Source organism: Roseateles sp. (assembly GCF_052436255.1).
In the GTDB taxonomy this organism is placed as follows: Bacteria; Pseudomonadota; Gammaproteobacteria; order Burkholderiales; family Burkholderiaceae_C; genus Pelomonas.
On record NZ_JBQVNP010000082.1, the window covers coordinates 1 to 23213 of the forward strand.

The following is a 23213-nucleotide window of genomic DNA, read 5'->3' on the forward strand; positions in this document are numbered from 1 at the left end:
CCCCCAGCAACCACAAGTACGACGCGGCCGACTACAAGCAGATCGACCCGGCCTTCGGCAGCAACGAGGACTTCGTGCGCCTCTGCGCTGAAGCCGCCAAGCGCGGCATCCGTGTCATCCCCGACACCTCGCTGAACCACGTCGGCAGCGACTCGCCCTACTTCAACCGCTTCAACAACTTCCCCGCGGGCGGCGCCTTCGACGGCGGCAAGATCAACCCCGCCTCGCCCTATGCCAAGTGGTTCAAGTTCAAGCCCGAGGAGACCGACCCGAACAAGCAGTTCCAGGGCTGGGCGGGCGTGGCCGATCTGCCGGAGCTGGACAAGAACGACCCGTCCTGGCGCGCCTACGCCTACCGCGACCCGGACTCGGTCACCAACTACTGGCTCGACCGCGGCGCCGCCGGCTGGCGCATGGACGTGGTGCCCTGGGTGCCGGACGACTTCTGGCGCGAGTGGCGCCAGGCCGTGAAGGCGAAGAACGCCGACGCGCTGACAGTGGCCGAGACCTGGTTCGATGCGAGCAAATACCTGCTGGGTGACATGTTCGACTCGACGATGAACTACATCTTCCGCAACGCCGTGCTCGACTACGCCGCCGGCAAGCCCGCGCGCGAGGCCTATGCCAACCTGGAGCTGCTTCGCGAGGCCTATCCCCCGCAGGCACTGCACGCGCTGATGAACCTGCTGTCCACGCACGACCAGGCGCGCGCCCTGCACCATTTCGGCTACCACGACGACGGCGACGCCAAGGCACTCAAGCTCGCCAAGCAGCGCCTGCGCCTGGCCGTCTTCTTCCAGATGACCTACCCCGGCTCGCCCACCATCTATTACGGCGACGAGGTCGGCCTGGGCGGTGGCGACGACCCCTTCAACCGCGCGCCCTACCCGTGGGCCGACGAAGGCGGCCAGCCGGACGAGGCGCTGCTGGCCGACTTCAAGCGGCTGACCCAGCTTCGCCACGACCTGCCCGTGTTGCGGCGGGGAAGCCTGAGCGCGCCGCTGCATGCAGACAAGCATGTCGTCGTGCTGGCCCGCCAGCTCGGCACGACCTGGGCCATCACCGCCACCAACAACAGCGCCGTTGCCCAGACGGTGAGCGTCGTCGTGCCCTTCGAATCCGGCCGGCTGCGCGACGCGCTGGGCGGCGACGGCATCGTCGTCCACAACCACCGCATCAAGCTGACCGTGCCGCCACTGTTCGGCCGCGTCCTCGTGACGCCATGATGCTGAATGCGCTCGGCCCCACCGGCCTGAAGGTGTCCGCGCTGGGTGTCGGCGCCATGCACATCAACAACGAGCGCACCTCCGACGCCGCCGCGCTGCGCGAGGCCTTCACGCGCCGGGGCGCCGAATGGCCGGGCCTGATCTGACGCTGGACCAGGCCCGCCAGCAGGCCAACCTGGCGTTCACCGCCAGCGGCACCGAATTCGCCTTTGGCGACGCGGCCGCCCTGCCCTTGCCCATCGCGCAGATGAAGGCGCTCAGCGCCGGCAGCCCTGGCGTCGAGACCCTGCACGACGGCGGCCTCACCGCCGAAGTCCTCTGCCTCAAGCACGCAGGCCGCCGCTGGGCCGTCAAACGCGCCCGCCCCGTATGCCGGGTGCGCAACATCGAAGGCCAGACCTCCTTCCTCAACGAGCTGCAGCGCCATGCCGAACTGGCCGGCTTGAGGCTGCCGGGCGTCATCAGGCCGGTTTACGGCTCGCTGCGCGACGGCCTTGTCGTGTCGCCCTGGATCAGCGGCCGCCATCCGGGCGTGCTCGACGAACGCCAGGCCCGCACGCTGCTGGAGACCGGCTGCGCGCTGATCGAGCACGGCTTCTTCGAGTGGGACTACAGCGCCGGCAACCTGCTTGACGACGGCGAGCGCATCTGGCTCTACGACTTCGGCTACTGCTACCGCTTCGACCCGCTGACCCAGTTCAACAGCGCCGGCCATGGCTGCGAGCACCCCCGGCACCACCTGGCCGAACGCATCGAAGGCCGCCATCTCTTCGGCGCCCTGCTCGACGCCGGCAACGACGACGAGGCCCTGCCCCACTTCATCCGCTTCAAGCGCCTGGCCGCACAGGCATACGTCGACCTCGCCGACCGGCTGGCCCGCCGCGGCGCGACACCGCCGGTGCTGGGCCACTACCGCGGCCTGGCCGCACGCTGGCACCAAGAACTGGCGCACGCCCCGGGCCTGCTCTATTTGGCCTCTGCCTGGCAGGCCCACAGCAGCGACCTCGACGACGACCTGCGTGGCCGCTCCTGCACGCCGCGCACGCTGCAACGCGCGCAATGGCTGCAAGCCACGCTGGGCGCGCAGGGCCACAGGCTGCGCAGGAGCGGTGCGCTGTCGCCCGACGATGCTGCGCTGGATGACACCGCCCTGCTGCGCCGCTACCACGACCGGGAGGTCGAGGCCCGGCGCTGCCAGCTTTGAGCCCGGCCCGACCGGGGCCCAGCGCCTGCCTGCTCGCCGCGCGCTGACGGCACAGCCGGGCGAGCCAGTACCCCTGCCGCGCTGACAGCAAGCACGCACGCCTGGCGGCACAGCTTCGTCAAATCGTGCGCGATTCACCCCCCCAAAAGAGAAGTTGACTACTCATTATGAGTCGTTTAGATTACTTTCATCGGAGGTAGGCATGTCTCAACTCGAAGTTCTCTCGCGCCAGCGCCCGCTGATCCTCAGCCTCAACGCTCTGGCCTTCACGGTGTGGCAGGTCACCGAAATCCAGCTGGTCCATGCCGGCATTGCCAATGAAACCGGTGCCCTGCGCTTCATGGCTCCGGCTGCCATTGCGCTGTGGGTGCTCACCGGAGCGGCGCTGCTGGCGCCCTTCATCGAGAAGAAGCGGTCCGCTGCCGAGGACGAGCTGACCCGCCACAACCGCTTGATCGCCTTCTACTGGGGCTACGGCATCACCATGCTGGCCGTCGGCGCGGGGCTGATCGCTGCGGCGCGCACGGATTGGCCCGCCATCGACATCGTCCGGCTGATCCTCATCACCGGTGTCGTGGCGCCTTTGCTTCGCTTCGCCCTGATGGAGCACGGGACGCCCGATGACGAATGAACGCCTGGGCAACTCGATGAAGGTTCAGCGCGCACGGCTGAACCTGACGCAGGGCGAACTTGCGGAGCGCGTCGGCGTCACGCGCAAGACCATCAACAGCGTCGAGAACGGCCTTTTCGTACCGTCGACCGTGCTGGCGCTCAAGCTGGCCAAGGTGCTGCAAACGCCTGTCGATGCCCTGTTCCAACTCATCGAGGACTGACATGGCTGTTTTCCGAATCTGGCTGTTGGCACTGACCATGGCCTTCCCAGGGCTGCCTGCCTGGGCAGCCGACGCCGCCGGCGACTGGCACGGCCTCTTGAAGACGCCAGGGCGGACGCTGCGCATCGCCGTCCACCTGGAGCGCCACGGCGACACGCTCGTTGGGCATGTCGAAAGCCCCGACCAGCCTCCGCGGCAACTCGCACTGGCCGAAGTCCAGCAGGACGCCGGGTCACTGGCGTTCGCGGTGCCGGGCCTCAGGGCGCGTTATGCCGCGCGCTGGGATGCGCAGCAGCAGCGTTGGTCCGGAACCTGGACCCAAGGCCCCGGCACCGTCGCGCTGGACCTGCTGCATGGCGACCCGCCAGCGTCGCCGCGGGTGGCGGGTCTGGACGGCACATGGACCGGCGCGCTCGACGTCGGCACCGCCAAGCTGCGCCTGGAACTCCATGTTTTCACGGGCAGGTTCGGCACCGCGGCGCTGTTGGACTCACCCGACCAGATGGTCGCTGGCCTGCCGGTTTCGGGGGTGACGCGGGCGGCGCGCGACGTCAGCTTCGACATCCCCGCCGTTGACGGTCGATTCGAGGGGCGACTCTCGGTGGACGGCCGCACGCTGCAAGGGCAATGGCGACAGGGTGCGCAGCCTCTGCCGCTGACGCTGACCCACCGCGACCAGGCCCGCAAGATCCAACGCGCGCGGCCCCAGCATCCGGTGCGTCCCTATCCGTATCTTGAGGAAGAGGTGTCCTATGCCAACGCCGACGCGGGCATCCGCCTCGCCGCCACGCTGACCCTGCCCCGGCGGCCGCCGCCCCACCCGGCGGTGGTGCTGATCTCGGGCTCCGGCGCGCAGGACCGTGACCAGACCCTGGTCGGCCACAAGCCCTTCCTGGTGCTCGCCGACCACCTGACACGCCAGGGTTTCGCCGTGCTGCGCTTCGACGACCGGGGCGTGGGCGGATCCACCGGCGACCCGCGCCAGGCGACGACGGCCGACTTCGCGACCGACGCCGCGGCCGGCCTCGCCTTCCTGCGGACCCGCAGCGACATCGACGCCCGCCGCCTCGGCCTCATCGGTCACAGCGAGGGCGGCTTGATCGCACCGATGATCGCGGCGCGCGACCCCGCGCTGGCGGCCATCGTGCTGCTGGCGGCACCCGCCGGGCTGGGCGCCGACATGCTGCTGGCCCAACAGCGCAGCATCGGCTTGTCGCTGGGCCAGACCGCCGCCGAGATCGACGCGCAGGAACCGCTGATGCGCGATCTGATCGCCGCCGTGCGCGGCCCGCTTGACGCGACTGCCGCCGAGGCCGCCGCTCGCGCCGTGATCGCGGCGCTGCCCGCCCGCCAACGCCCGGTGCCCGCGATCGCGGACATGTTGGTCAAACGCCTGGGCAGCCCCTGGATGCGCTTCTTCTTGACGCACGACGCTGCTGCCACGCTTGCGCAGGTGCGGGTGCCGGTGCTGGCACTGAACGGCACCAGGGACCTCCAGGTCGGCGCGACCGAGAACCTCGCGGCGATACGCGCGGCCACGGCCAGCAACCCGAAGGTCGACACCGTCGAGTTGCCCGGCCTCAACCATCTCTTCCAGACCGCCGCCACCGGCGCCATGGGGGAGTACGCCGACATCGAGGAGACGTTTGCGCCTGCAGCACTGGAGAGCATCTCGACCTGGCTGCAGCGGCACCTGAGGCCGGCGCCCCGCTGACCTCGGCCGGGCGCAGCCGGCGTCGGCTCAACCCATGCGCATCACGCGCTCCGCTTCCTCCAGCCGCGCGTCTTCGATCTCGCGCAGCACGGCCGACAGGTCGACCGCGCCGGCCTTGCGCTCGTAGCGACCGGTCAGCGGCATGTCGGGCACCAACTGCCCGGCGGCGTAGAGGGCCCAGATCTCCGGGCCGTACTGCGTGCCCAGCAGCGCGGGCGCGAACTGGCCGAAGAAGTTGCGCAGGTTGATGACATCGCGCATCAGCATGCGCGGCGCATGGTTGTTGCCGGCGGCATCCACGGCCTGCGGCAGGTCGATGATGACCGGGCCGTCGGCCGCCAGCAGCACGTTGAATTCGCTCAGGTCGCCATGGATGACACCGGCGCAGAGCATGCGCACGACCTGGCCGATCAGCATGTCGTGGTGCTCGCGCGCCTCGGCCGGGGTGAAGCTCAGGTCGTTCAGGCGCGGCGCGGCGTCGCCATGTTCATCGGCCACCAGCTCCATCAGCAACACGCCCTCATGGAAGTTGTGCGGCCGCGGCACGCGCACGCCGACGGCGGCCAGGCGGTACAGCGCATCCACCTCGGCGCTTTGCCACGCGGCCTCCTGCTGCTGGCGGCCGTAGGTGGTGCGCTTGGCCATCGCCCGACCCTGGCGGCTGTTGCGGACCTTGCGGTTCTCGGTGTAGTCGACCGCCTGGCGGAAGCCGCGCTTGTTGGCCTCCTTGTAGACCTTGGCAGCGCAGGTCTCGTCGCCGCTGCGCACGACATAGACGTCGGCTTCCTTGCCACTCTTGAGCTGGCGCACGACCGTGTCGACCAGGCCTTCGTCAATCAACGCCTGCAGGCGGGGAGGTGCTTTCATGCCCCGATTGTCGGCCCGCTGGACCGGCGGCTAACGCGGCAGGCGGGCGGACAGCGGCGGCAGGCGGCTGGAGCCGCCGACCAGGCGCTGGTCGTGCCGGTAGTCCTGATGGGCCTCGACGCGCCAGTCGCGCCGGAACTTCTGCGCCAAGGCGCGCGCCAATTCGTCGAAGCGCCAGGCCTCCTCGGCATTGCTGTCCAGATGGAAGATGCCCGGCAGGCGGCGCTCCATCAGGCTCAGCAGCGCGGCGGCGGTGTCGGCCATGAAGGAGCAGGCCGGCGTCCAGGCACTGCTCGCGGCGACGCGTCCCTCGCGCGTTTGCCAGTCGTCCAGCGCCATCAACATGTTGTTGCCGGGCTGGGTCGGGTCGATCTGCCAGCCGATGCGGGCGATGACGGGCGTGTCGTTCGCCAGCAGCACCGCGTCTTCGCACTCGATCTTGTAGCGCCCGTAGTCGTCCTTGGCGCTGCGCGCATCGCCCACGTCGTGCGGACCGTCGGGCTCGTGGTCGAAGACCATCGCCGTGCTGGTGAACAGGAAGTTGGGGCAGCGCGACGCCAGCCAGCCCGCAAAGCGCGCCGATCCCATGCCGAGGTGGGCAACGGCGTCCACCGACTGCGCCGACAGCCAGGCGGCCGACAGCGCCTCGTCGTCGGGGTTGACCGCCCTGCGATCCCAGCCCACGACCTCATGGCCTGCGGCGCGCGCGGCCTCGGCCAAGCGCGGTGCCAGCGTACCGTTCAGGCCGGTGATGAGGATTCTCATGACAGGTACCAGCCCCAGGGCCCGAGCGTGCGTGGGCCCCAGATCTGCTCACTACGGGAAAGGTTGACGGCCACGCGCACGACGTCGTCGCCAAGCCGACGCTCGAACGCGACCACGTCGGCCGGCGCCTCCAGCAGCTTGACCGGCGCGCCATACTGACCAGCCGCCAACGCCGGATGCCTATGCTTGAAGGCCGTGAGCTGCTGGTAGAAGCCGGTCAGCTCATAACCCCTCCATGCGATGGGGTCCTTCTCGAAGAAGGCCAGCCGTTTGTCCAGGCGCGACTCCTGGCCGTTGTAGATCAGCGGCATGCCGGGCAGCGTGAAGCTCAGCACCGCCAGCGCCTGGTGAGCGTCGCCGTACAGCTCGGCGTCTGTGCCATGCCAGGAGTTGAAGTCGTGGTTGCTGGTGAAGCGCATCCGGTAGGCATGCGCCGGGTAGCCGGCGGGTTGTTTCGCAAGCCAGTCTTTGAGCAGGGACGCACCCGCCTCGCCCTTGCCGATCTTCTTGAACACCTGGTCGGCCAGCGTCCAGTCGTAGGTCATGTCGAAGGCACCGCTGGTGTGCAGCTCGACGGCGTCGGACTCAGCCAACATGAACAACGGCTTGATGGCGTCGAGATCCTTGCGCGCGCGCACCCAGAAGTCGGTCGGCACCAGGCTGGCCACGTCGCAACGGAAGCCGTCCATGCCGACCTCACGCACCCAGAAGGCCATCGCATCGATCATCGCGTCGCACAGGGGCTGGCTCTTGTAGTTCAGCGCGACGACATCGGTCCAATGCTCCTCACCCGGCTGGCCCTCGTTGAAGGTGACCGGATAGATCTCGCCCTTGGCATTGAGCTTGTACCAATCCTTGTGCGCCGTGGTCCATCCGTGGTCCCAGGCCGTGTGGTTGGCCACCCAGTCGAGGATGACCTTGAGGCCGAGCCCGTGCGCCGCCGCGACGAAAGCCCTGGCGTCGGCCAGCGTGCCGAACTCCGGGTTGACGGCCGTGTAGTCGCTGATGGAGTAATAGCTGCCCAGCCTGCCCTTGCGGTTGAGCTTGCCGATGGGTTGCACCGGCATCAACCAGAGGATGTCGACGCCCAGCGCCTTGAGCCGCGGCAGGTCGGCCTGCACGGCCTTGAAGCTACCGGCCGCCGAATACTGGCGCACGTTGACCTGGTAGATGACGGCCTGGCGGGACCAGGGCAGATGGGGCATGTCGGCCGCACCGGAGGCGGCAGTGGTGGCGGTGGCAGTGGCGTGCGTCATGGGCAGGGCGAGCGACGTCGCGGCGGTCAGCACGGTGCGGCGATTGGGCATGGCAGAGTTCGGTAAGCCGGGGATGCGCGGCGGCGCAATGCGACAGCGCGATGTTGGCGGCCGCTCCGATCACATCGGCTTGGCTGCGCAATGTTGGGCGATATAGGCGGCATGGTCAGGCATGACCGCGACACATTTCGCGATCACCTCACGCACGGTTTCGAGATAGGCATGCGTCGCATCGTCGGTCTGCAGTTCGGCCAAGGGGTGATATCTCCTGGGCACGAGGTTCTGGCCTTCCATGACCTGCAGCCAACCGACCTCGCTGAACAACTCGTTGTTGAACCGCACGACGCGGCCATGGCTTTGGAACAGTCGGATCTTTTCGGCCAGCGTGGCCGGCACGGCCATCTGGGCGCACCGCTTCCAGAACTCGGAATCGTCGCGCTGGTTCAAGTGGTAGTGCAGGATCACGAAGTCGCGCACGCTCTCATAGTTGAAGCGTGACTGACGATTGAATTCGTCGACGTCAGCGGCTTCGAAGCCGCGGTCGGGAAAGAAATCGATCAGCTGTTGGATCGCGGACTGGATCAGGTGGATGCTGGTCGACTCCAGCGGCTCCAGGAAGCCGCTGGACAGGCCGATGGCGACAACGTTGCGGTTCCAGGCCAGGCGACGCATGCCGGTCTTGAACCGGATCAGGCGCGGCTCCGCCAGCGGGGCACCGTCCAGTCTGGCCATCAGGATGGCTGCCGCCTCGTCATCGCTCATGTGGGCGCTGGCGTAGACATGGCCATTGCCGATGCGATGCTGCAGCGGGATGCGCCATTGCCATCCAGCGCGGTGGGCAGTGGCGCGTGTGTAGGGCGTCAGCGGTCCTGCGGACTCGCAGGGCACGGCCCAGGCCCGGTCGCAGGGCAGCCAGTGCGTCCAGTCTTCATAGCCCGTGCGCAGCGCCTGCTCGATCAGCAGACCCCGAAAGCCCGAGCAGTCGATGAAGAGGTCGCCCTCGATGCGCCGTTCGCCTTCGAGCACGACAGCCTCGACATGACCGGCTGTCGCTCCTTCGGACCGCAGCACGGTGTCGACGATCTTGCCCTCGATGCGGACCACGCCGAGCCTCTCACTGAGGCGCCGCAGATAGCGTGCATAAAGGCTTGCATCGAAGTGGTAGGCGTAGGCGATTTCCGCCAGCGGCGAGTCCTCGATGTCACTCCGGGGCCGCGTGAAGCGGTTGGCCTGGCTGGCCATGCGCGCGATGGAGTAGCTGTCCAGCGGCGCGGCGCGGCCCACAGCGCGCATGCGCAGCCAGTACTGCTCGAAACCGACCGGCCACAGGTCACGCCCGATGCGCCCGAAGCCGTGCATATAGCGGTCCCCGATCCGCCCCCAGTCGACGAACTCGATGCCGAGCTTGAACGTGCCCTGGGTTTCCCGCAGGAACTCGTCTTCGTCGATGTCCAGCAGCCGGTTGAAGCGCTGGATCATCGGAATCGTGGCTTCGCCCACGCCCACCGTGCCAATCTCGTCCGATTCGATGACGGCGATGCGGTAGCGGTTCTTCAGCACCGTGGCGAGCGCTGCCGCGGCCATCCAGCCGGCCGTGCCACCGCCGACGATGACCACCTGGTTCATGGGAGAGGCTTGCAAGTTCGATCCGGTCCGTCGATGGGTTGGCATGCGAGCGGCCGGCAAGGCAACCAGGGTGCCTTGCCGGCTTCAGGCGGCGATTATTGCCAGTTGTAGACGGGGGTGTCGGTCGCTCCCGTCGAGCTGGCCGGCGAGGTGAAGACGCGGTTGCTCCCCCCCTCCCAGACCACGGTGCCGTTGCCATCCTTCTTGATGAACTTGAACTCGAACTGCGTGCCCTTGGGTACGCTGACGGGCAGGAACCATTGCGGATAGTTGGGGTTCATCATGACCTCAGACGCCTTGGCCGGGTCCCATGAACCCAACTCGGGGAGGCTGCCAACGACATAGAGGTTCTGCCCCACGGCGGTGGCGGCATTGACCTTGAAGTTGACCTGCACCTGGTCGCCCGACAGGACCTCGTAGCGGAAGGCGTTGCTGGTTGACGCGCCCTTCTGCACGGTGATGTTCAACACGCCCGGTACGGCACCTGCGGGAACGGTGGTCTCGATCAGCGTGTCGCTCGCCGACACGACGGTGGCGGTGGTGGCGCCGAACTTCACGACAGGCGTGCCGCCCAGGCCGGTGCCGTAGAGGTAGACCGTGTTGCCGGCGCGGCCCGAGGTCGACACGACGTCGCCAAGGCGCGGAATCGTCGTACCCAGCGACGGGTTGTGCGACCAGACGCTGACCTCGCCGCCAGTCAACACGAAGCTGGCGATCTGCCCACCACTGACGGTGGCCGTCCCGCCCGCCAGCAGGCCCGTCAGTGCATCCGGGTAGCTGCCCCCCGGCAGGCTGGTGGCCAGCACCGGCACCGTATAGCTGGTGCTGGGGTGCCGGTTCACGGCCACGACCACCTGCTTGTCGTAGAACTTGCGCGAGAAGACGAGCACGTCGTTGTTCGAATACAGCAGCGTGGTCTCGCCATAGGCCAGGGCTTCATTGGAAGCGCGCAAGGCCGCGAGCTTCTTGATCGTCTGGTAGGCCGTCGTCGTCTGACTGAAGGCCGGTGCTGCCACTTGCATGAAGCCACGGCCGGCGATGTCGCTGGCGTTGGCCGACGACATGTACTGTTCGGTGCCGTAGTAGATGTTGGGCGTGCCGCGCGCGGTCATCAACGTCGCGATGGCGGCGTGATAGGGCTTGTCGTTGGGCTGGATGTAGCGAAAGCGCGTGACGTCGTGGTTGTCCAGGAAGGTGACAGCCTGGTTCTCGTAGATGTAGTCGGCCGAGGTCTGCAGCAGCATGGTGCCGAACTGCGTCATCGTCTCGCTGAAGTTGCCGAAGGCGTTGGTGCTGGCGCGGTAGTACTCAAAATCGAGATTGTTCACGCCGGTGCGGTCGGGGAAGGTGCGGTACTCGTCGTACTTCGGATCGGGCCGGCCGATGAAGAACTCGCCGAAATGGGTGACCGGCCCGCCAGTCGCCGAGTCGATGGCGTCTTTCAGGCCTTTCACAAAGGCCGGGTTCATGTGCAGCGTCGCATCGTGGCGGAAGCCATCCACGCCCAACGCCTTCCAGAACGCCGCCGCCTTCTCCAGGTGTGCAACGACGTTGGTGTTCTCCTGCGAGAAGTCGGCCAGCGAGCCCAACTCCTTGTGGCGGAAGCCGAAGCGGCTGCTGTCGCTGCCGCGGTCGCCCAGGCCATGGAACCAGCCGTTCACGTCGTTGTTCGGATCGGCCAGCAGGTTCTCGACCGCAGAGGACCCCGAGCAGTTGTAGGGCTCGCCGGCCGCATTGAAGCAGTAGTTGCCGCTGCCGTCCTTGTCCGGCTCGTACAGCTTGCCGTCCTCGGCGACGAAGCCGTTGGTCGGGTTCTTCCAGCGGCTGGTGTGGTTGGTGACGAAGTCGATCACCAGCTTCATGCCCTGGGCATGCAATGCGTCGCGCAGCGCCTTGAACTTGTTGAGGTCGCCGAAGTGCTTGTTGGTCGCGAAGAAGTTGCGGACGTGATAGCCGTGGAAGCTGGTCCAGCGGTCGATGCCGCCGCCGGGCTGGTAGTCCAGGATGGCGGTATCGCGGTTGGCGTACGGCGCGGAAATCCACACCGTCGTGACGCCCATGTTCTTCAGGTAGGAGATCTTGTTGATGATGCCCTGCCAGTCGCCGCCTTGGTAGAGCTTCAGGTCGGAGCCCGTGCCGTCGTACAGCGTCGGGTCAAACCCGCTCGGCACGTTGTTGGCCGTATCCCCATCCGCGAAGCGGTCCGTGATGATCTGGTAGACCACGTCCTTCGGCGTCACCGGTCCTAGCGCGCCGCTGGCCGTGAGTGCGCCCGCCGGCTGCGCCAGCGCGAGGGCAATGCAGGCGCTCAGCGCGAGCACGCGATACCGATCAACAGACAAGTTAGCTGAAAGCTTAAAAATACTCGTTTCCATCTCCAACTCCAGTGATTGATTCGACGAGGGAACGCCTCACGATGGCGGAGTGCCGGTAAGGCAGAGGACAGCGCAGGAAAACCCGAGGCCTTTCGACGAAGGCCCCGGGTGTCAGGCAAGGCTCAGAGCTTGTAGCTCAGACCCAGCAAGTAGGACTTCCCGAACTTCTTGCGGTCGGTGGTTTGGCCGCTGGTAGCGTCGTAGTACGAGAACCAGGGATTGGTCATGTTGCTGCCCTGGGCCATCAGCGACAGGCCCTTGAGCCACCCGCTGCTGAACTCGTACGAGGTCTGGAAGTCGACCCCGGTCGACCCCTTGATGTAGACGAGCTGGTTGCGGTCCTGGTAGTCGTTGATCTGGCCCAGGTAGTCCGAGCGCTTGCGTGCGGCGACGGCGATCTGGAAGCCGTACTTCTCGTAGTAGAAGCGCAGGTTGGTGACCTGCTTGGACAAGCCGGGCAACGGGATCGTCGCCGTCGTGACGTTCTGCGTCGAGAAGCCGGTGGCCGCGAGTTGAACCGCGCTGCTGGTGTAGGAGTGGTTGACCGCCACCCCGAAACCATCCAGCCACTGCGTCGCCAGGGACAGCGGCACGTTCACCGCCAGTTCCGCACCGCGAATCGAGCCGCCCGAACCGTTGACCGGCTGCGTGAACACCCCCACGGTACTGCCGCCTGGGGGCAGCGTCGTGGCTGGCGTCACGAAAGGCTTGAAGTCAAACGGTTGCCCGACGTTCAGGATGTAGGTCTTGAGGTGCTTGTAGAAGCCGGCTGCGCTGACATAGCCCTTGTTGCCGAAGTATTTTTCGTAGGACAAGTCGAACGCGTCTGCTCGGAACGGTTCCAGCTTCGGATTGCCGCCGGTGCCATTGAGCCGTTGCGGGCTGATGTCGGTTTTCAACGTCATTTCCAGCGACGTCTTCATGTCCTCCATGTTCGGGCGGGCCAGCACACGGCCCAGGCCGAAACGCAGCACGCTGTCGTTGGTCAGATGCGCTGTCAGGTTCAGGTTGGGCAGAAAATCGGTGTAGCTGTGGCTATCGGACATCCCCACGTAGGCGCAGCTCTTCGTGGCATCGACGCAGGTGGCCTGGTCGACACGGAAGCCCGTCGAGGTCTGCTGCGTGTGCTGCACCTGCAGGCCCACGTTGCCGCGCACGTCAAAGCCGCCGATCTTGCTGTCGATGTCACCCCTGATGTAGGCCGTGCCCACCTTTTCGGAGACGCCCCAGCTCTTGCTGGCGATGTCCAGCACAGTCCATGGGATCAGCGTGTAGACCGAGCCCAGCGAGCCCGCCGGGTTCCAGTTGAGCGTCGCGATGCCCGTCAGGCCGCCAACGCCCACCGTCGGATTCGGGACCTCCGCGAACGCCAGGCGGTCCTTGAGGGTGCCGTCGGCATTGAGTGCGCCCTTGACCGCCAGCGCGCCTTCGACGGCGACGCGGTCCTTCGTGCGCCGGGTCAGGTTGCCGCCCATTTCGATGGCCGCAACCGGGCCCCAGGACACATCGGTCTTGCCCGACAGGCGCACGGCCTTGATCTTGTCCTTGGTGGTGGGGTTGGCGTAGAAGCCGTCTTGGACCCCGTTCGGACCCGCCCAACCCTGCACATCGGTCAGCTTGATCAACTTGGGATCGGCGTAGTTCAGGCCGCTTGTGTACTTCACCTCGGCGAGATTGGTGCCGTTGAAGCCGGTGAAGCTGATGGTGTCGGCGTTGTTGAGCGTATTCCCCGGCAGCCCGGCAGTCGTTTCGTAGCGCACCGAATGCTTGTCGACCGCCGAGTACGACAGGTCGGCCTTCAGGATCCAGTCGCCAGCGTTCAGCCGGTTGCCCCAGCCGATGGACTTCAGCTCGTCGGTGTAGTCCTCGTTGTGGTTGCGGATCACACCCTTCCAGTTCGTGAACGTGCCGGACGAGGCAACGCCGTTGGCAACGGTGGCATTGATCAGCGCGCCACCGACGTCGTTAGCCCCAGCGGAGAGGCCGCCAAGCGGGCCTTCCAGGCCACGTTTCTTGACCGAGAAGTCGCCCTTGGAATAGAAGATGTCGGCCACGGACTCGAAATCCTTGTTCGGCCGGAACTGCAGTACCGCCATCGCACCGTTGCGATCGAAGTCGGTGCTCTCGATGTCCGTCGTGAAGCCGCCCGGCGTCTTGACCGTGCCGCCGTTGTAGGGCACGTCGGCCACCCAGCCACCCCAGGTGTTGAAGTTCGGACGACCGCCGCCGTTGGACTTGTGCTTGGTCAGGCCCAGCGCGAGGCCGAAGGTGCGGTCGGCGAACTGGTCGACATACGAGAGCGCCACCCGGTCGCCGCTGCCGGTGCCGAAGCCGGGCAGGTTCTCGGCCTTGGTGTTGTGCTCCTTGCGGTAGTTCGCGGCGAGTGTTCGCGCGGCGAAGTTCAACGGCCGGACCATCTGCAGGTCGATCGTCGACGACAGGCCCTGGCCCACCAGCGACGAGTCAGGCGTCTTGTAGATCACGATGCCACCCAGCAGCTCCGCCGGGTACTGGTCGAACTCGACGCCGCGGCCGGTGCCGGTCGAGGCTTGCTCCCGGCCATTCAGCAGGCCGCCGTTGAAGTCCGGCGACATGCCGCGCACGCTGACCTGCTGGGCACGCCCGGTGACGGGGCTGAGTTGAATGGCCACGCCGGGCAGGCGCGACACGGATTCCGCCACGCTGGAATCGGGCAACTTGCCGATGTCCTCGGCCGAAATGGCTTCGACGATGGAGTCGCTGTTGCGCTTGACTGAAATCGCAGCCTCGATGCCCTTGCGGATGCCGGTGACGGTCACCGTTTCGAGCTGCTGCGTTTGTGCATTTGCGCCCACCGTTGCGATCAGCAGCGCGCAACCGACGGCTACCGGGCTGATACGCAAGGACCTGGTGGCGCCCGAAGTGCGCTTGTCTTGGTTCTTTGTCATGGATGTCTCCTCTAGTTCATTGAAAACGGCTGGCCCGAACCGCCAGGCTCGACTGCACCTGCGTCTGGCGGGGCAAGAAACCCAAGGTCTCGGCCTCGTTTGTATCAAAACTAGATTTTTTTCCGCACCTGCGTAAACCCTAGAAGTTGCGCTGAAGCGACCCGATTTCGGTCAAAAACCAAGGGTTTATAGGGATGGAATCGGTGGTTGCCGGAAAAGCTCTCAAGTTCTAGAACCAGAAATATTGTCATTCTGTAGCGCAACTACAGACACCACCCAAGGCTGAACACAAGCATCGGGTGATCCGCCCGGGCGGCACGAGGCGCGCATGCGCGCGCACGCCCGCAGCAGGGCGCTGCGGGCGTGTTCAAAAAGAAAGCGGTCAGCGCACGCAGGACGCGCGCGCTGCGTCAGGCCTCGGCCTGCTCCAGCGCCAGGGCGGCGCCCGACAGCGCGGCGAGCGTGTCGGTGATGAGCGCGGTCGGTATGCCCTCCAGATAGGACTGGAAGCGGCCCTTGGCCTCGAAGCGGGCGCGGAACTGCGACTGGAAGAAGCGCTCGCCCAGGCGCGGCACGATGCCGCCGCCAATGAAGACGCCGCCGCGCGAACCGAGGGTTAGCGCAACGCTGCCGGCGAAGCCGCCGAGCATGGCGCAGAAGACATCCAGCGTACGCGCGCAGGCCGGGGACTCGCCGCTCAGGCCGCGCGCCACGATCTGCTCGGTCGGCAGCCCGGAGATGTCCTCACCCTCGCCCAGTGCAGCCGCCACCGAGCGGCACAGCACTGGCAGGCCGATGCCCGACAGGAAGCGCTCGGCCGACACATGCGGGAACTCGCGCCGCGCGTGGCTCAGCACGGCGCTTTCGAAATCGTCGGCCGGCGCCAGGGTGGCGTGCCCGCCCTCGCCCGGCAGGGCCAGCCAGCGGCCCGGCGCCCGTACCACGCCACCGACGCCCAGGCCCGTCCCCGGTCCGATGACGGCCATGACCGTTCCGGCTGCGACGGCCTCGGTCGCGGGCGGCGCCTCGCCCCAGGCGCGCAGCTGATGCGGCTTGAGCCGAGGCAAGGACAGGGCCTGGGCCTCGAAATCGTTCAGGCACAGCAGCGTGCTCAGACCCAGCTCCGCCTGGGTTGCGGCGCGCGAAAAGCCCCAGGCGCCATTGGTCAGCTCGATGCGGTCACCGTGCAGGGCCGTGGCCAGCGCGAAGGCGGCGCTTTGCGGTTGGGTCTGTCCGGCAGGCCGGTCTGTCAGGTAGGCCCGCACCGCCGCAGCAGGGTCGGCATGCCCGGCGACCGGCAGCACGCGCACATCCACCACCGCGGCACCAGGGCCGGCCACGGTGCCGAAACGGGCATTGGTGCCGCCAATGTCGGCCACCAGCCACGGGTAGGCCGCGCTCATGCCTGGGCTCCGGATCCGATGGGGGACGACAAGCTGTAGATATTCGGAAAGCGGGCAGTGGCAGACACGGGTTCTGAAGGTGAAATTAGCGGCGCGGCGGACGGTAGCAAAACTACATGCAGTCGACAATACAAATGCACCCGGGGTTTCGCATCTATGGGACGAAAACGGTTTCAGCATTCGTTGAGCCAGTGATCGCCCCGGGGAAACTCACCGACCTGAGCCCGTAGTGCAGCTACACCGCTTTGGGGGGCCATGCTGAAGCACGGCCTGGATGGGCGCCGGCAGGTCACGCACGCACCTGCTGATAATCGGCCGTTCTTTTTCAGTGTCAGCCAGCCCCATGCCACGTTTCGACAGCCCCCGTTTGCTAGCCGATATTGGCGGCACCTATGCCCGGTTCACGTTGGAAACAGGCCCGGGTGAATTCGTGCAGATGGCCTCGCTGCGCTGTGCCGACCATGCCGATTTCCATGCCGCCGTGTGCGCCTACCTGGCGTCGCTGAATTGGCAGGACGGCGGCGCGCAGCAGATTGCGCACGCGGCCATCGCCATTGCCAACCCGGTGGAAGGCGACCGGGTGCGCATGACCAACTACCACTGGCAGTTCTCCATCGACGAGATGCGCCAGCGGCTGGGGCTGGACACCCTCGTCGTCGTCAACGACTTCACCGCGCTGGCCATGGCCCTGCCGCGCCTGGCCGAGGTCGACGTGCATCAGGTCGGCGGTGGCCAGGCGCGCCGGCCCAGCGTCATCGGCCTGCTGGGCGCCGGCACGGGCCTGGGCGTGTCGGGATTGATCCCGGCCGGAGAAGGCTGGATCGCGCTGGGCACCGAGGGCGGCCACGTCAACTTCGGCCCGCGTGACCAGCGCGAGATGGACATCCTGCAATTCGCATGGAAGACGCTGGACCATGTGTCCTATGAACGTCTGATCTCTGGCCCCGGCCTGGAGCTGATCTACCGCGCCCTGGCCGACCGCAACGGCCTGAGCGTGGCGCCGCTGCTGGCGCCCGCCATCACCCAGCGCGCGTTGGAGGCCGGCGACGCGCTGTGCCTGGAGACGCTGGAAGTCTTCTGCGGCCTGCTCGGCACGGCCGCCGCCAATCTGGCGGTAACGCTCGGATCGCTGGGCGGCATCTACATCGGCGGCGGCATCGTGCCGCGGCTGGGTGAGTACTTCGACCGCAGTCCGTTCCGCGAGCGCTTCGAGGACAAGGGGCGCTTTCGTGACTACGTCTCGGCCATCCCGACCTTCGTCATCACCGCCGTCCACGCCACCTTCAAGGGCGCCTCGGCCATCCTGGAAAACCAGCTGCGCAACCTGCAGGCCTCGCCCGGCTCGGCCATCCTCGGCCAGATCCGCCGCGCGCGCAGCGAGCTGTCGCCGGCCGAGCTGCGCGTGGCCGACCTGGTGCTGGCCCAGCCGCGCTCGGTGCTGAACGACCCCTTCGCCGAGATCGCGCGCGCCGCCGGCGTCAGCCCGCCCACCGTCATCCGCTTCTGCCGCTCGCTCGGCTGCGAAGGGCTGTCGGACTTCAAGCTGCGCCTGGCCTCGGGCCTGACCGGCACGGTGCCCGTCACCCACACCCAGGTCAACACCAACGACTCCATGCTGGAACTGGGCGCCAAGGTGCTGGGCAACACGGCCAGCGCCATCCTGCAGGTGCGCAGCCACCTGAACCGCGACACCATCGACCGCGCCATCGACATGCTGCTGGCGGCGCACCGCATCGAGTTCTTCGCGCTTGGCCATTACGGCGTCGTCGCGCAGGACGCGCAGTTCAAGTTCCTGCGCTTCGGCATGCCCTGCGGCGCCTACACCGACCCGCGCCTGCAACTGCTCGCGGCCGACGTGCTGCGCGAGGGCGACGTGGCCGTCGTCATCAGCAGCGGTGGCCGTCTGCCCGAGCTGCTGCAGGTGGTTGAGAAAGCCCAGGAGCGCGGAGCCAAGGTCATTGCGATCACGGCCAGCCAAAGTCCGCTGGCCAAAAAGGCCGACGCGACGCTGATCGTCGACCACATCGAGGACATCGCCACCCACCTGCCCATGGTCAGCCGCATCCTGCACCTGCTGGTCATCGACATCCTGGCCGTGGGGGTGGCCATGCGCCGCAATCCCGACAGCATCGCCGCGCTGACCGCCACCGAGGACGACGACGGCAAGGCCGCACGCGGCGCCAGCACGGCCTCGCCGGGCGTGAGCCTGGCGTCGCCGCTGGCGCGGCTGACCTCGCACAGCCGTTGACCCAGGTTGGAGTGGCAAGCCCTGACACCCGAGGGGCACGCGTGACTTTAGGCAAGCCGCACTTCACTCACGACGATGAGCCCAAGCCCGCCGGTCCGGCTACCGTGCGACTGATACGCTAGCAACGCCATCGACCCATCGCGCCGACGCGAACCGAAGGGGCGGCCAGACCCCTTGAGTCCTGGGAGGGACATGAAAGCTTTTCTCAAACGCTGGCGCATGCGCCTGATCGTCATCGCCCTGCTCGCCGCAGGCGGCGCCGCCTGGTGGTTCACCCGCACCCCGCCCACCCCCCCTGCCCCGCCCACGGGCGTCGTCGCACTGGCCGACGTGACTCAGACCGTGCAGGCCGCCGGCGTGCTGCAGGCCAAGACCCGCGTCGACGTCGGCGCGCAGGTCAGCGGCCAGATACAGACCCTGCATATCCAGCTGGGCGACAAGGTCAAGAAGGGCCAGTTGCTCGTCAGTCTCGACCCCGAACTGGCCCGCAGCGACGTGGCCCAGGCGGAAGCCGCCGTCGCCCAGGCCGGCGCCGCCATCGACAGCCGCCGCATTGACGCCGAGTCGGCCCGCCGCGAGCTCAAGCGCCAGCAGCGCCTGCTGGCCGGTCAGGCCACCGCGGCCAACGAGGCCGAGAAGGCGGAAACCGAGCTGGCCAAGATCGAAGCCGACCTGCGCGGCCAGGCCGCCAACCTCGCGCGGCTGCAGGCCGACCTGGACAAGCGCAAGGTCAACCTTTCCTACACGCGCATCACCGCGCCCATGGACGGCACCGTCGTCAACCTGCCGGTGCAGGTCGGCCAGACGGTCATCTCGGTGCAGATCACGCCCATCATCCTGACGCTGGCCGACCTGGACACCATCACCGTGCGCACCAAGGTCCCCGAGGCCGACGTACAGGCTGTCAAGGTGGGCCAGGTGGCGCGCTTCTCGACGCTGTCGGGCGAAGGCAAGCGCTACGAAGGCAAGCTGCGCGTCATCCAGCCCGTGCCCGAACGGGCCGGCAATGCGGTCTTCTACAACGTGCTCTTCGATGTCGACAACCGCGACCGGGCGCTGTTCAGCGACATGACGGTGCAGGTGGACATCGAGACCGGCGCCGTCCAGCAGGTGCCGACCATGCCCATCGTGGCCCTGGGCGAGCGCGGCAAGGACGGACGGTTCACGGTCACGGTGCTGGACGCGGCGAACAAGCAGACGCCGCGGCAGGTGCGGGTGGGGTTGCAGGATGGGGCGCGGGTTCAGGTGATTGACGGCGTGAAGGCGGGCGAGAAGGTGTTGCTGGCGCCGCCGAGTGCGGTGGATGTGGCGGCTAGCGCGGCGAGCAGCTGATGGGTGGCGCTTTTCGGAGCTGCGGCTTGGTGCTCATGCCCAGCCGGGGGTTCGCCCCGGCGGGCGACCTACTTTTTGCGCCGCCAAAAAGTAGGCAAAAAGCTCTCCCCTGCAAAACCGCCCCTGCGGGGTCCCCTGCGATGCTCGAAGACCGAGGCCGCGCCGAACTCACTTCGCTACGCTTCGTTCAAACAAGCGTCGCGAGTCAGTTCTTGAAGTGCGCTTCGCGCACGCCTCGGTCTTCTGCGCTTCTCGGCGGTTTAGAAGGGGAGGCCCCGAAACAGCCCAGCAGCCAACAGCCAAGCCCGAAATCCTGCTCGCGCCGGCTGTTCTTTCACCCCCCCTTTGAGCCCGCCGAGGAGCGCAGGGCGTTGAGGCCGCGCGCGCAGCGCGCTTCGAGTTCTGACTTCGCGCAGCTGTCTGAGCGGCGCGTAGCGAAGCGAGTTCTGCGCGCGGCCTCAAGGACCGAGCACCGCAGGGAACCCCGCAGCGCAGCGAAGGGGCGGGCGGATCGGGGGCGAGTTTTTGCCTTCTTTTTGGTCGCTCAAAAAGAAGGTCGCCCGCCGGGGCGACGTCCCGGGGTGCGCCTGGCCAGCCGCAACATGCAGCCGGAGGCCCACCAATGCCTCTGATCGAACTGAAAAACGTCGCCCGCCACTATCAACTCGGCGAGATCGACGTCCCCGCCCTGGACGGCGTCAGCCTGGCCATCGAGGCCGGCGAGTTCGTCGCCATCATGGGCCAGTCGGGCTCGGGCAAGAGCACGCTGATGAACGTGCTCGGCTGCCTGGACAACCCAACGCACGGCAGCTTCGTCATCGACGGCAAAGACGCCAGCACCCTCGGCCCCGACGAACTCGCCGCGCTGCGCCGCGAGCGTTTCGGCTTCATCTTCCAGCGCTACCACCTGCTGCCCCACCTGGACGCGCGCGCCAACGCCGCCCTGCCCGCCGTCTATGCCGGCGTTGGCACCGGCGCACGCGGCGAGCGTGCCCGCGCGTTGCTGGAACGCCTGGGCTTGGGCGAGCGACTGCACCACCGGCCTAACGAGCTGTCCGGTGGCCAGCAGCAGCGCGTGTCCATCGCACGGGCGCTGATGAACGGCGGCCAGATCATCCTGGCCGACGAACCCACCGGCGCGCTCGACTCGGCCTCGGGCGCCGAGATGCTGCGCCTGCTGGAGGAGCTGAACCAGCGCGGCCACACCATCATCCTCGTCACCCACGATGCCGCTGTGGCGGCCCACGCCCGCCGCGTCATCGAGCTGAAGGACGGCAAGGTCGTCGCCGACAACGGCACGCCGGCCGGGCATGTCGCGCCCGCCGAGCTGCCCAGCGATGCGCCGCCCGTGAAGCGCAGCGCCTGGCCGGGCCGCTGGCTGGTGCAATGGCGCGAAGCGGTCGCCACGGCGCTGCTGGCGCTGCGCAGCAACCGGCTGCGCACCGCGTTGTCCATGCTGGGCATCAGCATCGGCATCGCGTCGGTGGTCAGCATCGTCGCGCTGACGACGGCGGCACGCGACTCCATCGAGAGCAATGTCGCCAGCATGATGTCCGGCCGCATCCCGGTCTGGAGCGGCAACCCCACGCTGCCGCCGGGCGTGCAGGCCAAGCCCTTCCGGCCCAACGAGATCGACTCGTTGCGCGCGCTGGACGGCGTGCGCGGCATCACGCTGAACCGGCAGATGCAGCTGACGGCCCACCACCGCTCGCGCGACGCCACCGTCCAGGCCGTTGCCGCCGATGCCAACACGCTCAAGGGCCGCAAGCTGAAGGTCGTGCAGGGGCGCTACTTCAGTGCGATGGATTTTGAAGCCCACAACCAGGTGCTGGTGCTGGACGAGAAGGCGCGTGACGCGCTCTTCAAGAAAGGGCAGTCGGCCATTGGCCAAGTGGTGTTGCTGCAGCTGGGCGGCGGCCCGGCAGCCGGGCAGATGGCCGCGCCGCCCTCGGCCGCCCTGCCCTTCACTGTCATCGGCGTTGCCGCCGCGGACGGCGGCGCCATCAGCTTCAGCGGCGGCATGAGCCAGCTCTACCTGCCCAACACCACCTTCGGGCGCAAGCTGGACGCACGCGCCGACGTCTGGAGCTTCGACGTGCAGCTGGACAACAGCGTGCCGCCGCAGCAGGTGCGCGAGCATGTCATCCACCGCCTGAAAGCCCTGCACGGCCGGGAGGACTTCAGCAGCTTCAACGCCGAAGAAGAGTTCCGCAAGTTCCAGCAGATCACCGGTGCGATGGCGGCCGTCTTCGCCGGCGTGGGCGCGATCTCGCTGCTGGTCGGCGGCGTGGGCGTCATGAACATCATGCTGGTGTCGGTATCCGAGCGCACCCGCGAGATCGGCATCCGCATGGCGGTCGGCGCGCGCCAGGGCGACGTGAGGCTGCAGTTCCTCATCGAGGCCGTGGTGCTGTGCTGCCTGGGCGGGCTGGTCGGCGTGGGCTTGAGCTGGCTCGCCGCGCAAGGGCTGAATGCGGCGCAGAAGGAAGTCGTCGTGGTGGTCAGCTGGGCGGCGTTGGGTGTGGCCTTTGCGGTGTCCAGCCTGGTGGGCCTGGTGTTCGGCACGCTGCCCGCGCGGCGCGCTGCCGCGCTGAGCCCCGTGGACGCCCTCGCTCGGGAATGACGAAGATGAAAACAACACTGACCTCGATGGCCCTGGCCGCAGCCCTGCTGCTGGGCGGCTGCGCCCACGGCCCCGTGGACAAGGTGCCGGACGTTGCGCTGCCCACCGCCTGGAGCCAGGCCGGCGGCGACGCCACGCCCGACTGGGCCGGCCTGTTGGACCCGACGCTGGCCGCGCTGCAGGCCCGCGCACTGGCAGCCAACCGCGACATCGCGCTGGCCGCCCAGCGTTGGAAGCGCGCCCAGTTGCTGGCCGACCAGAGCGCGCTGCGCTGGCAGCCCAGCGCCGGCCTGTCCACCAACGCCAGCCGCCCGCTGGAGACCCAGAGCACGACACGCAATGTCGACGTCGGCGGCGTCACCATCCCGGTCACCTCCTCCACCGGTGTGACCCGCAGTTATGGCGCCAACATCGGCCTGGGCTACGAGCTGGACCTGTGGGACCGCCTGGCACAGACGCAGGCCGCCCAGCGCGCCAATGCCGAAGCCGCGCGCACCGACATCGAAGCCGCCCGCTTGCTCATCCGCAGCCAGGTGGCCGAGGCCTACTGGAGCCTCGCCTCGCTGCGTGCCCGCCAGCCGCTGGCCGACACCCAGCTCGCCATCACCCGCGAGACGCTGGAGCTGACCCGCGCCCGCGTTCGCGAGGGCAAGCTGCTGCCCATCGAACTCGACAAGATCGCCGCCACCGTGCAGGCCGCCGAGAACCGCCTGGCCGACCTGGCGGCCGACACGCTGCTGCAGCGCCAACGCCTGGCCCTGCTGCTGGATGAACCGCTGCCCGGCCCGTCGCCCGATGCCGCCCTGCCCGCCAG

General features: G+C 67.6%; 17 protein-coding genes. 10 read left to right on the top strand and 7 right to left on the bottom strand.

Annotated features, from left to right (window positions below; all coding sequences use genetic code 11):
* The 6 genes from ACT6S0_RS17430 to ACT6S0_RS17455 form a co-directional block, all read left to right on the top strand.
* Positions 1-1226 (top strand): glycoside hydrolase family 13 protein (locus ACT6S0_RS17430; RefSeq protein ID WP_444765056.1); only part of this gene is annotated, 1226 nt, incomplete at its 5' end.
* Positions 1223-1372, top strand: a complete 150-nt coding sequence (locus ACT6S0_RS17435; protein ID WP_444765057.1) for a hypothetical protein — start codon at positions 1223-1225, stop codon at positions 1370-1372. The genes ACT6S0_RS17430 and ACT6S0_RS17435, both read left to right, overlap by 4 nt.
* Entirely contained in the window at positions 1354-2430 is a 1077-nt protein-coding gene (locus ACT6S0_RS17440) for a hypothetical protein (RefSeq protein WP_444765058.1), read from the top strand. The genes ACT6S0_RS17435 and ACT6S0_RS17440 overlap by 19 nt, the downstream gene beginning before the upstream one ends.
* A 202-nt stretch (positions 2431-2632) precedes the next feature.
* Entirely contained in the window at positions 2633-3061 is a 429-nt protein-coding gene (locus ACT6S0_RS17445; protein ID WP_444765059.1) for a hypothetical protein, read from the top strand.
* Positions 3051-3263 carry a helix-turn-helix transcriptional regulator gene (locus ACT6S0_RS17450; protein WP_444765060.1) on the top strand — a complete coding sequence of 71 codons (213 nt, stop codon included), beginning with the start codon at positions 3051-3053 and terminating at the stop codon, positions 3261-3263. The genes ACT6S0_RS17445 and ACT6S0_RS17450 overlap by 11 nt, the downstream gene beginning before the upstream one ends.
* 1 nt (position 3264) lies before the next feature.
* Positions 3265-4977: an alpha/beta hydrolase family protein gene (locus ACT6S0_RS17455; protein ID WP_444765061.1), complete on the top strand. Its 1713-nt coding sequence runs from the start codon at positions 3265-3267 to the stop codon at positions 4975-4977.
* A gap of 27 nt (positions 4978-5004) precedes the next feature.
* Here ACT6S0_RS17455 and ACT6S0_RS17460 read toward each other — a convergent pair whose 3' ends face one another.
* The 7 genes from ACT6S0_RS17460 to glk all read right to left on the bottom strand — a co-directional run bounded on the left by ACT6S0_RS17460 (position 5005) and on the right by glk (position 16196).
* On the bottom strand, positions 5005-5844 hold the full coding sequence (locus ACT6S0_RS17460; RefSeq protein ID WP_444765062.1) for a PA4780 family RIO1-like protein kinase: 840 nt from the start codon (positions 5842-5844) through the stop codon (positions 5005-5007).
* A gap of 30 nt (positions 5845-5874) precedes the next feature.
* On the bottom strand, positions 5875-6609 hold the full coding sequence (locus ACT6S0_RS17465) for a sugar nucleotide-binding protein (protein ID WP_444765063.1): 735 nt from the start codon (positions 6607-6609) through the stop codon (positions 5875-5877).
* Positions 6606-7916: an alpha-amylase family glycosyl hydrolase gene (locus ACT6S0_RS17470; protein ID WP_444765064.1), complete on the bottom strand. Its 1311-nt coding sequence runs from the start codon at positions 7914-7916 to the stop codon at positions 6606-6608. The genes ACT6S0_RS17465 and ACT6S0_RS17470 overlap by 4 nt, the downstream gene beginning before the upstream one ends.
* Positions 7917-7985: 69 nt before the next feature.
* Positions 7986-9491 (bottom strand): tryptophan halogenase family protein, encoded by a 1506-nt coding sequence (locus ACT6S0_RS17475; protein ID WP_444765065.1) that lies wholly within the window; start codon positions 9489-9491, stop codon positions 7986-7988.
* A gap of 95 nt (positions 9492-9586) precedes the next feature.
* Positions 9587-11833 carry an alpha-amylase family glycosyl hydrolase gene (locus ACT6S0_RS17480; RefSeq protein ID WP_444765066.1) on the bottom strand — a complete coding sequence of 749 codons (2247 nt, stop codon included), beginning with the start codon at positions 11831-11833 and terminating at the stop codon, positions 9587-9589.
* Positions 11834-11988: 155 nt separating this feature from the next.
* Positions 11989-14793 carry a TonB-dependent receptor gene (locus ACT6S0_RS17485; RefSeq protein ID WP_444765067.1) on the bottom strand — a complete coding sequence of 935 codons (2805 nt, stop codon included), beginning with the start codon at positions 14791-14793 and terminating at the stop codon, positions 11989-11991.
* 410 nt (positions 14794-15203) lie between these two features.
* Positions 15204-16196 carry a glucokinase gene (gene glk, locus ACT6S0_RS17490; protein ID WP_444765068.1) on the bottom strand — a complete coding sequence of 331 codons (993 nt, stop codon included), beginning with the start codon at positions 16194-16196 and terminating at the stop codon, positions 15204-15206.
* A 343-nt stretch (positions 16197-16539) separates the two neighbouring features.
* Here glk and ACT6S0_RS17495 point away from each other — a divergent pair, with 343 nt between their 5' ends.
* The 4 genes from ACT6S0_RS17495 to ACT6S0_RS17510 all read left to right on the top strand — a co-directional run.
* Entirely contained in the window at positions 16540-18444 is a 1905-nt protein-coding gene (locus tag ACT6S0_RS17495) for a glucokinase (RefSeq protein ID WP_444765069.1), read from the top strand.
* Between the two features lie 192 nt (positions 18445-18636).
* Positions 18637-19776 carry an efflux RND transporter periplasmic adaptor subunit gene (locus tag ACT6S0_RS17500; RefSeq protein WP_444765070.1) on the top strand — a complete coding sequence of 380 codons (1140 nt, stop codon included), beginning with the start codon at positions 18637-18639 and terminating at the stop codon, positions 19774-19776.
* A 622-nt stretch (positions 19777-20398) separates the two neighbouring features.
* Positions 20399-22399: an ATP-binding cassette domain-containing protein gene (locus tag ACT6S0_RS17505; protein ID WP_444765071.1), complete on the top strand. Its 2001-nt coding sequence runs from the start codon at positions 20399-20401 to the stop codon at positions 22397-22399.
* Positions 22400-22404: 5 nt separating this feature from the next.
* On the top strand, positions 22405-23213 hold an 809-nt coding region (locus tag ACT6S0_RS17510; RefSeq protein WP_444765072.1), incomplete at its 3' end, for a TolC family protein.